The following is a 12,952-nucleotide window of genomic DNA, read 5'->3' on the forward strand; positions in this document are numbered from 1 at the left end:
CGATGTACTTGATGAAATTCTTTTCTAGGATTTCAGCTATATATTTATCCTGTAATCATCACTTGATCGGGTTAAATTGGGATTATAGCAAGGGTCATCTTTAAGAATTTTGCTCCACTTAGTCTGCATATACTCTGCCTCTTTTGCTAACCGGGCAAGTTTTTCAGGAGTATCCTCATGTCCTCTACTTTTTGACTCATGATGATATAAAACGACGTGGGGAAGATATATATTCCTGTATCCTTTCTCTACTAACTTGAGGCAAAAATCTACATCATTATAAGCAACGGCTAATTTCTCTTCAAATCCACCAACACGTTCGTACACTTCCCGTCTACACATTAAACACGCTCCGGTAATTGCTGAATAATTGTTGATAGTTATTACCTGACCTCCATATCCTGGATAAATCGAGGGCAATTTTTTGTGGCTATGACTGGCAACACCACCAATACCTAATACAATTCCTGCATGTTGTATGGAGTTGTCTGGATACAAGAGAAGTCCGCCAACTGCTCCAATGGAGGGTCGTTGAGCTTGCTCTACCATGGCATCAATCCAGTCTGGGGTTATTACTTCTATATCATTATTTAGTAAAAGTATATATTCACCTTTCGCTTGGAGAACAGCGTAGTTATTAATCTTAGAAAAATTAAAAGGAATATCAAGTTTGTAATATCTAAAGCGAGATGGTTCCTGAGTCTCCCATAAGTTAATGACTTTAGCTGTGTAGTCTTCTGTGCTGCCATTATCTATAACAATAACTTCATAGTTTGGATAGACACTTTTCTCAAAAATAGATTTCAAGCATTTATTTAAAGTTTCTCCTAAATCTTTAGTTGGAATAATGATACTTACAAGCTTGTGATTTTCTATTTTATATCGAGTAACATATAGCCCTAAGTACCCTGGTGTTCCAGAAATCACTCCTTTTTCGCCCCTTCTAGAAAGAGCATCTGTAAGAGCTTTTTCTGCTGCTATATAGGCATACGGCTTGGCTTCAGCACCACTAGAAGCTGATTCAGGATGAACTCTCCAGTGGTAAAGAATTTTAGGAATATGGAATATTTTTTCAGTTTTTTCAGTAACTCTCAAGACGAGGTCATAGTCTTGGCTACCTTCATAACCTACTCTAAAGCCTCCTATTTCTGTTACTAGCGATCGCCTATAAGTTCCCAGATGGCAGGTGTACATCCGAGACAAGAAGGAGTCAGGACACCAATCTGGCTTAAAGAAGGGGAGGCAGAATTGATTATGTTCGTCAACCTTGTCTTCATCCGAATAAATCATATCTGCTTCAGGGTGCCGATTCAACAGAAGGGCTACCTCATACAAAGCATCTGGTGTAAGTAAGTCATCATGATCTAGGAGAGATAAAAACTCACCAGTTGCTAATTCTATAGCCGAGTTAGAAGCTTGAGCAATATGTCCATTTTGCTCTCTGAAAGCTACTTTAATTCGGCTATCTTTTGCTCTATATTCTTCCAAAACAGCCCTGACGTGAGGCTGAGTTGATGCATCATCTGCAATACATAACTCCCAATAAGGATAAACCTGAGTGAGAACCGACTCAATCGCTTCTCGTAAAAAACGCTCCGGAGTATTAAAAACCGGCATGATTACACTAATAACTGGCTTATTAGTAAAAACTTCCACTGTCTCAGCCATCTTTCGCAAGTCAGATTCTCTGGGAAAGTTTTTTTGGAGCCATCCTTGATAGGTTTCTGGTAAGACTTCAATATTGGCTGAGCCATCATCAAGCTTTAAATAGACTTTTCTAGATAGTCTAGTAATTGTATACTTTAAGCCTTTATTTTTTAGGAGATAAAGTAGCTTTTTTGCTCTAGACAATGAGCGGTTAAACGACTGCTTAGAATTCTCTGTTACACCGAATACTTGCTTTAGCCAAAACCAAGCTATTCGCATCTTCCAAAACTTACTGCTCTCCATTGCAAGAATCAGAGTTTTTGATTGCTCCAGTTCAACTAGCACCTGTTGTAGTTGGGATTGAGTCTGTTGTAGTTGGGATTGAGTCTGTTGTAGTTGGGATTGAGATTGCGTTAACTCAACATGCGTTCGCTCCCGTTCCGCCTGATTCTGTTGTATTGTTTGTTGTAGTTGGGAGCGATGGCGATCAAGTTCCTCCTGAGACTGCTCTAAATGATTCCGTAGCTTAAAAGATTCTTTTTCTAATCTCCGAAGATCTAGCCAATCCTGAAGCACCCAGGCTTCATAAGAGGGTATATGCGAGAGTTGATTAACAAGTGAAGAAGAAAAACCCTCAGGCACCTCTGCCTTAGCATTAAGTTCCTGGTAAAGTTCCCATACTTGAGGAAAGTAATGCTTAATTAGGATAGGTCGATGCGATCGATATGCCTGTGTATTCAATAATGAATCATCATAGATATCCGAAGCTGGATAATTTAGAGCAATTCCAAACTTGTCTTTGATGGCTTGTATTAAAAAAGTCGGATCATGTGCAATGCTATAAATACTAATTAAAAGGCAACGCTCTGGAATGCGCTCACAAAATTTCAGAAGTTCTTGATTATAATTTAGCCAAACTTGTAGGGCAAAGTTAGGATTAAAATCAAATGCTTCATCTCCCACATTCCGTCGTCGATACAGGGAGTCAATTACTTCCCATGGCGCACGGTATATCAATAAAAAATTTGCTTCAGGAATTAAATTTGCCCAGTAATCTAGGAAAAGCGTTGTTCGCGGGTCTTTCCATCCCCAAATCTTCCTAGATAAATTTCCCTGAATCAGAAATTTAGCTCTCTCTAAAAATTGCTCTGGTACTTGGATTTGTTTCTCTACCGTCCAACCTGCTTTACTAATCCCTTGAGAAGCAAAAATATCTTCATGAAAATCTGTGAAATCCAGATTTTCAAAGTAACCTTTTACGTTGCCTTCAGCTGGTGGCATGAGTCTTTGACCAATATCCACCCCCGTGCTCTGGAGTAATGAGGCTGTGAGAGAGGTGCCAGAACGATGCATTCCGGTGATTACAAAAATGCTTTGCTTGGTATCGTGAGTTTGCATAGTTCTGAATGAATACTTTCAAAAATTAGAAGCGTTAACCCAGCTAAGACAGTACTACCTGGCTCTATTGTTTGACAAACTCTAACATCTTTTGCCCTCTCGGATGTTGCCAGTCTCCATAAGAAAACATTTTCCATGGCAAATCTTCAATAGACTTTAAAAAATCTTGTGCTCGGTAGTGATAAGGATCTTTATCACGATAAGTTATTATTCCGCCCGGTTGATGCATGATTGCGTTGTCAATATCTTCTTCGGGCGTAACTTCAAAAAAACTCGCATAAAATTTCCCTCCCTGCTTCACGCACTTTGCTAGTTCAAGAAAACAAAGGTTGATAGAAGTCATGGGTAAATGCGTGAATACTGATTGTGCGATCGCACAATCAAAATCGACTCCTAATAGACCAGCTTGAAACTGCTCATTTATCAACAAATTTGCTCTTGGCATTTTTTCTTTGAGTTTAGTCAAACCTAGCTCGATTTCGTATCCAGCATTTACTAAGGACTCATTACTATCTATTCCATAGTAATTTCCCGCATTTAGATAGCGAATGAAATGTAACCCACCTCTCAAGCATCCACAACCAACATCCAGAAGCTTCATGTTGGGCTGTAACCCTTGCTGGAGTAGAAAATCGAACTGGAGTTTTCCAACTTCATCCCACAGTCCCCCAACCAGATCTCTGTGGGTCAAAGACCTAGTGCTGGGTTGATACAATTCCTTCAAATTATCTTTTGTATCCATTCTTAAAACTGAGCTGTCTAACTTTCTTCAATTGCTTAATCTCTAATCTGATAAATTATTGAAATAAACTTTATTTTATGTCTCTACAAAATTACAGAATAAAAAACTTGGTTTAGCACAAAGCTCTACTAATCCATATCCCAGATCTTCCATATCTGGGTCTGGCTGTACCCTAAACATGGAGATGTCAATTTTGCGATCTAAAAAAATTTCTGTTGTATCCGTCGTTCCGACTACTCCTGAATTTAAAAAATATACCCCCGGTCGAAGCAGACAACAAAATCTAAACTCTACGTCAATTATTTGACCCTTGGCTACATATTCAATGCCGCTACCTGGTGTATGTGATAAGCCTCCGCTTACCTCCACACCACTCACCGTTTTAATCACCATTCCAAACCTGACTTTGTAAGCTGTCTTAGAAAATTTAACACGGTAGGTGTAAATATACTCATGGCGTTTACTCAGGATATTGACCATTTCCCCTTCGAGGGTAGTAATGTGAGGCTGCTCAATTTCTGCCCCGCAAGATAAGTAGGAAATGGTACTCTTAGGAATCATGTTCGGGTCATAAAGTGCAGATTGCTTCTGTGCGTGGCTACTAGAAGTCTTGGTTCCCAGGCTATTTAGCTTTCCATTATCAGTGACTGTACTTTTATGATTCATTCGGCGGACTTCTTGGCGCAAAAACTCTACTTGCTCTGCCGGGGCATAAATTAACTTGTGATAATTGGAAAGCACTAACTTAGGATTGGCTGACAGAAGCAATTCTCCATGATCTATTAAAATCGCAGTAGTGCAAAGCTGTATCACTGAAGCTGCTGAATGGGAAACAAACAAAATTGTTCCTCCCTGCTCCTGAATTAATTGAAGCCGAGCAAAACATTTACGCTGAAAAGCTTCATCACCAACGGATAGCGCCTCATCTACCACCAAAATATCAGGCTCCACACTTGTGGCTACGGCGAAGGCTAGACGCACAAACATCCCGCTTGAATAAGTCTTAACGGGTTGTTCGATAAAATCTCCAATGTCTGCAAAGCCGACAATCTGCTCAAACTTTGTTTCAATTTCTTTCGGAGACAGACCCAACAATTGGCCGTTAAAAAAGACATTCTGACGTCCTGTAAACTCTGGGTTAAACCCACTTCCCAGTTCTAGCAGTGCTGAAACCCGACCATTGACCTCCACCTCACCTGTGGTTGGCGTTAGAGTCTTTACGATAATTTGTAGTAGTGTACTCTTTCCAGAACCATTTCGCCCCACGATCCCTAGGGTTTGTCCCTTCGGAATCTCCAAGTTGATATCCCGCAGCGCCCAAAATTCATTGGTTCTGCTTTTGCCCGGTAATAAAATTTCCTTTAACCGATCTACAGGATGCTCATATCGTTTAAAACACTTCGAGATATTCTTCAACGAAATTGCAAGTTCACTCATCACACATCACTGCCAAAAATACCACAAATCGGGCAGCCACTCACAAACTCCAACATATCAGCAAATACTGGTCATAACTGCCAATATACTAATACTCTATCAAATGTAGTATAAATGCTTATGTTTTTTGTCTTGCAGTTTCTTGGCTTTTTTATATCTGTTATTTTGCTCAACCACTGGGTCAACTTGCTACTAACACGGCGTTCCTTTTTCGCCTTCAAGTACCTACCCTGTTTTGGCTGGGGTTGGTGTATTTACTTAATTATTTACATGATCGGGCGTTGGATGTCTGCCCCTGTAGAATCAGTACGCCTATTTTACACGGGTATAGCTCTGCTTGTTCCAACTCTGGCTGGAGTATGGTACCTCTCTAATCCTCATGCATCGGTATGGCAACGACAACGTATAGACTTGCCCCTTGATCCGTGGACGCTGCTGCTAGTGGGTGTCTTTATCGGAGCAATGATATATGTTGGGCCCTATCTAGAATTTCCTTCTGATCCAGTAGACCATTTGGCTTTTATTCAGAGTTGGGAAAAAGCACGTTGGATGAATTATATTTATTCAGATAGTTACTACTCTTCTCGGTTCGTTTACTTCTTTGAACATTGGTTATTACAACCTTCTGGTCTTAGTTTTGGCAATAGAACAGGATTATTGTTCCTCTCTCCAGTTTTACAAGGAATACTATTTTGGCAATTTATTCGCATCACTAAAATACTTACTAATAATACTATTTTGAGTCAGCTTGGAGGTCTAATGTCTCTAGGCTTTTTTGGTTATAATGCTATTAGCTTTTACCGATATACTGTACTTGCTGGCACATTATTAGCCTATATCATCTTTCTGGAAGGTTTAATACTAATTATTTCTACTTTTTCAAAAGAAGAATGGCGATACTTATTTTTATTACCGCCACTACTCGCTTTTTGTTGGCAAAATCATCCTCAGGAAACACTTTTGCAACTCAATGGAATGGTCGGGATTTGTATTACTTTGTTGCTCTTTCGTTACAAAGGTATTACTCCCCGTTTTAGGAATATTATGGCACTTGTTACTATTATGGTAATAACTGTTTCTGTTTTTATACTCTTTAAAAGAGAGGTGCTTTCTGAAAACATAGCGTCTCCTTTGATTAGCTACTATAAACTATTTGGATTGAACATAAATTTACTTCAATTCCAGCATTTGAATTTAATGCTTGGGGGATTAGGTTGGTTTGCCATACTCAGTGCCGCCTTAATATTATTATTCAACTCTCCAAATAGAAATCTCGATATTATGGCAGGCTTATGTATATGGTCAATTGTTATTCTTTATAATCCACTGTCAATTGAGGTTTTACTCCGCTTTATCCCTACAGATGTTTTTTCTCGATTAATTTACGGTTCTATATATTGGATTTTTATTGTAATTTTTATTCAAGATTTGCATAATAAAATTCGCAAAATAGATAACGTTTTGATGGTTAAAGCAAATATTTTATTGAAAAATAAAATATTGCCGTACATAGTGATTTTAATTCTATTTTCATTGTCCGGGATTCCAGGATATCCAGTATATGGAAAGGTGAGGCATTTAGGACTAAAAGTCGATCCAAGGCTCGATGGCTCAAATTTACAACCAACTATTGAATACCTGCGATTACATACGCCGAAAAGCTGTGTCGATCCCTACCCCAATCCAGCCTACCTTCCGATTATGAGTTATGTTCTGAGTGATTCGTATGTCAATACTTATTTAGTGGGAACTGGATATTTCTATATAGTTACAAACCGTAGAGATATTAAACTAGATAATGTGCCATCAGTAGATTCTACTGTATCTGATAATGATACAATAGATTACTCTAGCTTTCGTAATTCAATAAAGAGTAAAAAAATATGTTATGTGATTCTTTATGTTCAAACCGAAGAATTGCATAGTTGGGTGGGTGCTGTACTGGGTCATTGGCGTATAGATCATGCGAGAACCCAACGCTACTATTCTGCAAATTTTATTGAATGGGTTACTAAGAATCCTCAAGACTTTGAGTTAGTTTTTACGGATAACTTAATACGAGTATTTAAAGTTTTATAAAGAGTAGAGGAAACAGAAGGTTAGGTTTATTTCTATCTATCTGTTCAGACTATGCCAATTGATTTAGAGAACTATCAATTTTGTTCGAGACTTCTAGGATAGCTGTGTAGTACTTAGCCAAAGTCCAGAGTTTTTGGGGGGGTAGGTCGCTGTTGGTAGCTTCCGAGAGCTTGGTGATCGTTTCTGACAGCGCTTCTGGTGACGGGAGTTGACCTAATACAGCCAGAATTTTGGGATGTTCTGTGGGGATAACGTTTTCAGTAGAGCATACCAAAGACTCGTGCAACTTCTCTCCAGGACGCAAGCCCGTAATCTGGATGGGGATATCAACGTCTGGAGTAAAACCCGCTAAGTAGACCATTTGTTCTGCTAAGTCAAAAATCTTAACTGGCTGACCCATATCTAAAATTAAGGTTTGACCCGATCGCCCTACGGCTACACCTTGAATCACCAGTTGAGCGGCTTCAGGAGTGGTCATAAAGTAACGGGTCATGGCTTGGTCGGTAACAGTGACGGGGCCACCTCTGGCGATTTGCTCTTGAAAAATCGGTACGACGCTGCCACGGCTGCCCAGAACATTGCCGAAGCGCACGACGAGAAAGCGGGTTTTACTTTTGGCGGCATGTGCCTTGACCATTAGTTCAGCCAAGCGCTTACTCAGACCCATAAAGCTAGAGGGATCAACGGCTTTGTCGGTAGAAATAAGTACAAAGGTTTCAACCCCACAGGCATCAGCCAACGTCGCCAGGTGAGCCGAAGCAAGGGCGTTGTTCTCAAGGGCTTCTGTGGGGTTATGCTGCATCAGGGGGACGTGCTTATGAGCAGCGGCATGAAAAATAATTTCTGGTTTCCAATCCTTGAATATCCGTTCGATACGAGCTTGATGGCGAATATCGGCAATGAGGGGAGTGACTATCAAATGGGGAAAGTCTCGCCTTAATTCCTGCTCAATATTAAAGATGCTGTTCTCGCCGCGCCCTAGTAGTAGTAGCTGTTTAGGTTCCAGACGAGCCAACTGACGACAAATTTCCGAGCCGATGGTACCGCCTGCACCAGTGACGAGGACAGTACGTGCTTGGATTTGCGATCGCGCTGAAGGAAATTGTGAATTAAATTCATCTGCGAAGTCCAATTTAATTTCAGGGCGTCCCAGAATATCCTGGATTTGAATTTCCCTAGCTTGGGGAGTGAGATTGCGATCGCACAAAATCTCTGAATGTCCGGGTAAAACTTTCAGCTTCAAAGACGTGCCATGCGCTAAGTTGACTAATTCACGGATTTGTGCCGCCTTAGCAGAAGGCATAGAAATCAACACTTCATCGGCATTCAGGCGTTGAGCGATCGCGACCATCTCAGAAGAAGATCCGAGAACTGGCACCCCCTCGACTTTTCGGCCTACCTTCGTTGGATCGTCATCGACAAATCCGACAATCTCCCAATTGACTTGGGGGTTTTGCCGAACTTCTTGGACAATTAGGGAACCTGCCCTACCTGCTCCTACCAGGAGAACCTGAGAACGTCGTTCAGAATGACGCGAACGGGGACGGCGGATTAGATAGCGCTGAACTGACGACCGACGAGCATAGCGTAAGCCAACCATCCCTAGCAGGCACAAACTCCAGTCAATTACTGCTACGCCTAGAGGAATTCCCCAAAGCGGCTGAACGTAGGGAATAATTACGCGGGTAACAACTAAAACGAGAAGGGAATAAAGGGTGACGGCATGGAAAAGGGAGACGGCATCTTTGAGACCAAACAGACGCCAGACTTGTTGGTACAAGCCAAAGCCTCTTTGGACGAGGAGACGACCGGGAATAGCAACCAGAGGCAGAATCCATGCCAAGGATTGGTGAGTTTCTGCAATGTCTCCGTCAAAGCGAATCACGAAGGCGAGACTACAAGCCAACCAGGCAATAAGACCATCCAGGGTTAGTTGCCCCAGTCGGTTGACAGAGGGGAATGTAACTTGCTTGGGCATAGAAGACTTATCCCAGCAAACATTGGCGGCAATCGTCTATCATAATCCTTGCTTAAAGATCTGTGTCCCTATCAATTTGCCCTTTTGATAATACACTTTTCAACTGTGGGATTTGGTTGCGGATGATAACAGCGACAACAGCGGCAATGAAGCTACCAATCACAGCGATGACCACCTGCTGCCCTGAAGAGCGCGGCTGCTGTACTTCAGATTCGCTCAAAATCTGCACTGGCATAACTTTTGCAGTCAAGTCAGCCAAATTTTTCTGACCCTGCTGTAGGAAGTGTTTGTCAAACTGTAAGGCAGCAATGGTGGCAACAGAGTTAGCCTGCTGTGCCTCCAGCGCCTGTAGTTTTGGTGTACTGGTGGGTGGAATTTCAGCAGCAAATTGCTGGAATTGGGCTAAAGTCTGCTTTTGTCGGCTTAGCTGTAGTTCAGTAACCATTAGGCTACTTGCCAGTGTCTGGCTCAGGGGTTGTTGAAACTTTGTGTTTAGTTGGCTAACGACTTTGGGAGCAACGGTGTTCAGAGAACTTGCATTTGGAGACTGCAAGTTTAGAGCAATGTTCTGTGTCTCGGCATTGTATTGAGCGGTAGCACTAATCTCGTCTGCGTGAAAACTCTCTAAAAACTCGACTGCCAAGGCTCCGGTTTGATGAACATCTATTGCTGGGAATGGTTGAACTGACAGAGGGATAGAGGAGGGTTTGACTGACAGAGTTAACTGTTTCTGGTATTGTTTAGGACTGAGCCATGAGTGTGCGATCGCAATCGCCGATAGGGCAACAGTTACCAACCCTAAAAATTTCCAGTTGCGACTGAGAAATTGGATGATTTCTATTAAGGGAGCTAAATCTTCGTTCTCAATTAACCGATGTTTAGTATGTTGTGCCAATTACTTCCCCTCCAGTAGCTGAGACTAGAGTTAGCATACAGTACAGCTTAGCCAGTCGCGATCGCGATTTCCAAGCCTTGCCCTAAACACTTGTATACTCTTTTGAATGTGAGAGTGTTGGTATTGCCCTGGTGGCTGCAGTGCTGTTATGGAAGGAGGAAATATGACGGTAGCTCTAGTTACTGGTGTTGGTGGTGGTGTTGGGCAAAGTATCATAAAGAGCTTACAAGATACTCCCTATACTGTAATCGGAGTTGATGGAGAACTATTAGGTACGGGTCTGTACGCAGTCACCAAAGCCTACAGTGTGCCATATGTTTCTGCTCCTGGATACATAGAAAGGTTGATAGAGATTTGCCAAAGCAACAATTGCTCTTTAATTTTTCCTGGTCTTGATGCCGAGTTGCTTGTACTCTCTAGAGAAGCTCATAAGTTCCGAGAGATGGGAATAATACCGATTGTCAGCCCACCCGAAATAGTTGAAATAGCTGACGACAAGCTACAAACTTATCAGTTTCTAACCAATTCTGGCTTTAAAGCCCCATTGACATTTCCTTTATCTGATAATATTACTCACTACTTACCTTTTCCAATAATTATAAAACCGAGGAAAGGTGGAGCTCGTTCAAAAGGAGTCTTTGTTATTTCTAATGGATCGGAGCTGTCTTTAAAACTCTCCTCTCTTGATTTGAATAACTATGTTGCCCAGGAATACATAGAAGGAGATGAATATACTTGTGGAACCGTTAATTTTGAAGGTCGTTGCTATGGCTCGATTGTCATGAGAAGGATACTGCGAGAGGGGGATACTTATAAAGCTTTTGTCGTTAACGACTCATACATAAATACTTATATCAAAGATGTGGCTGAAGTACTCAAACCCTTCGGTTCCTGTAATTTTCAGCTACGAGTAAAAGATGGAGAACCTTACATCTTTGAAATAAACGCTCGCTGTTCAGGGACAACATATAGCCGAACTTTGGCTGGCTTCAATGAACCATTGATGATTGCTGATTACTTATTGTACGGAAAGCTTCCAACTTATGAAATTCGGGAAGTCTCTATCCTCCGTTACTGGAAAGAACTTGTAGTTGAAAACGCTCGCATTATGGAGCTTCAAGATCATGGCACAATTAGCAGCAATGGGAGTCGGTTATGAGGAGTTCAGTAGCTAATACTCATGGGCGAGTTTTAGTTACGGGGGCTGCTGGTTTTGTTGGTCGTTACTTAGTCAGCGCTCTTTTGGATGATGGTTGGGAAGTACTGGCATTAGTCCATGAGCGAATTTTGCCGAAACACCTCGAATCTGATGCATTGCAAGTGATTCAGGGCGATATCAATGATTTGACTTTTATTCGTAATGCTGTATCACAAGTTGATGCAGTTTGTCATCTAGCAGCTTATATTCCTCCTAACTATGAAGACTCAGAGTACGCAGAAAGATGTTTGCAGGTAAACAGTCTGCTAACGTTGCGTATAGCAGAGTTTGCCGTTGAACGGTATAGCCGTCGATTTATTTTCTTCTCCTCAGGGCAAGCGCATCAGTATTCGGAAGCACCAGTTTCAGAGAATGCTCCTTTATATCCTGCAAAAAGAGCAACTTACTACCTTACAAGCAAGCTGGTAGGTGAATTGTATTTAGAACACCTGAGGTATCTCAACAACTTACCAGCCATCACGTTACGAGTGGCTTCCTGCTATGGTTTTGGTATGCCAGAGAAGGCAGTAGTCTATCGTTTTATGAAATGCGTACTTGAAAGATTACCCCTCCAAGTTTGGGATGGTGGTATACCTACTTACGATTTTGTATATGTATCAGATGTAGTACAACTCGCCGTAGCTGCCTTAACAAGTGGCGATTCTGGAATTTACAATGTGGGTTCAGGTCGTGCTTATTCAGTAATCGAATTGGCTCAAGCAGTAGTTGATACCTTCCCGGAGAAAGAGGTGCCTATCGATGTTAAACCACCTCTTGATTCTATACCAGCCAGCTTTCCCGCATTATCTATAGAAAAGGCTGCTAAAACATGGAATTATTCTCCTCTTTCATTAAAAGATGGACTAGCTAAGTTGCGAAAGCAGATGGAGCAAGCGTTAAGTGTTGATAGCAATCTTTAGTGATATACATGGCAATCTCCCAGCTCTCGAAAAGTTCGTGGAGTGTACTAAAAATCGTTCGGATGCTTATGTTTGTTTAGGGGATGTGGTAAATTATGGACCTTGGAATGATGAGTGCCTTGAACTAATTTATTCATTGCCGGAACTCATACTGATTGAAGGAAATCATGAAAAACTTTTTCTCGGTGTTGAATCCATTGAGCATGAATTACCCCTAGTGCAAGAATTTTTTGATAAATCTATTCAGTTTTTCTCTCGAAGAGATCTGATCACTAACCTTACTAAAGCTTATGAAATTGGTTCATTTCTATGTACACATACGGTAGAAAACAAGAAAATATATATGGATTCTGATATAGACGTTACACGCAATTATATTATCGGTCATACCCATCATCAGTTCAAGATTGAACGCTCAGATAAAATTATTATCAATTGCGGAAGTATTGGTCAAAATCGTAAATATATCAATACATTAAATTTCGCCTTATACGATACATCTTCTGGAAGCGTAACATTAAGTGAAGAACTTTATCCAATTGAAAAGTTTTTAGAGGAGCTGGTTATACGAGGTTACTCCCAACGTTGCTTAGATTACTACTTAAGCAAACAAAGGAGAGTGGCTTGATAGAAGAAATGTTTTTACAAGGTTTTCAAT

General features: G+C 41.1%; 9 protein-coding genes. 4 read left to right on the top strand and 5 right to left on the bottom strand.

From position 1 onward, the window contains the following. Positions 1-36: 36 nt before the first annotated feature. From H6F98_RS13905 to H6F98_RS13915, 3 genes are all read right to left on the bottom strand, one after another. Positions 37-3,045, bottom strand: a complete 3,009-nt coding sequence (locus H6F98_RS13905; RefSeq protein ID WP_192219293.1) for a glycosyltransferase — start codon at positions 3,043-3,045, stop codon at positions 37-39. Between the two features lie 64 nt (positions 3,046-3,109). Next, positions 3,110-3,787, bottom strand: coding sequence for a class I SAM-dependent methyltransferase (locus H6F98_RS13910; RefSeq protein WP_192219294.1), 678 nt, complete (start codon positions 3,785-3,787; stop codon positions 3,110-3,112). Positions 3,788-3,862: 75 nt separating this feature from the next. Next, positions 3,863-5,224, bottom strand: a complete 1,362-nt coding sequence (locus H6F98_RS13915) for an ABC transporter ATP-binding protein (protein WP_192219295.1) — start codon at positions 5,222-5,224, stop codon at positions 3,863-3,865. A 285-nt stretch (positions 5,225-5,509) separates the two neighbouring features. Between H6F98_RS13915 and H6F98_RS13920 the strand changes: the two genes are divergently transcribed. Then, positions 5,510-7,303, top strand: coding sequence for a hypothetical protein (locus tag H6F98_RS13920; protein WP_192219296.1), 1,794 nt, complete (start codon positions 5,510-5,512; stop codon positions 7,301-7,303). A gap of 49 nt (positions 7,304-7,352) precedes the next feature. Here the strand turns inward: H6F98_RS13920 and H6F98_RS13925 are convergent, their stop codons facing one another. Beyond that, positions 7,353-9,281, bottom strand: coding sequence for a nucleoside-diphosphate sugar epimerase/dehydratase (locus H6F98_RS13925; RefSeq protein WP_192219297.1), 1,929 nt, complete (start codon positions 9,279-9,281; stop codon positions 7,353-7,355). A 52-nt stretch (positions 9,282-9,333) separates the two neighbouring features. Beyond that, positions 9,334-10,176: a hypothetical protein gene (locus H6F98_RS13930; protein WP_192219298.1), complete on the bottom strand. Its 843-nt coding sequence runs from the start codon at positions 10,174-10,176 to the stop codon at positions 9,334-9,336. 163 nt (positions 10,177-10,339) lie between these two features. Between H6F98_RS13930 and H6F98_RS13935 the strand changes: the two genes are divergently transcribed. From H6F98_RS13935 to H6F98_RS13945, 3 genes are read left to right on the top strand one after another with little or no spacing between them, the layout of a single operon-like run. After that, a complete protein-coding gene (locus tag H6F98_RS13935; RefSeq protein WP_206759652.1) occupies positions 10,340-11,335 on the top strand; it encodes an ATP-grasp domain-containing protein in 996 nt (331 codons plus the stop codon). Beyond that, a complete protein-coding gene (locus tag H6F98_RS13940) occupies positions 11,332-12,294 on the top strand; it encodes an NAD(P)-dependent oxidoreductase (protein WP_192219300.1) in 963 nt (320 codons plus the stop codon). Before H6F98_RS13935 ends, H6F98_RS13940 begins: the two co-directional genes overlap by 4 nt. Then, the gene (locus H6F98_RS13945; RefSeq protein WP_192219301.1) at positions 12,275-12,922 is read left to right on the top strand and encodes a metallophosphoesterase; all 648 of its coding nucleotides are present in this window, start codon (positions 12,275-12,277) and stop codon (positions 12,920-12,922) included. The genes H6F98_RS13940 and H6F98_RS13945 overlap by 20 nt, the downstream gene beginning before the upstream one ends. The last annotated feature ends 30 nt before the right edge of the window (positions 12,923-12,952 follow it).

The sequence above is a fragment of the Microcoleus sp. FACHB-SPT15 genome, assembly GCF_014849525.1.
In the GTDB taxonomy this organism is placed as follows: Bacteria; Cyanobacteriota; Cyanobacteriia; order Cyanobacteriales; family Coleofasciculaceae; genus Symplocastrum; species Symplocastrum torsivum.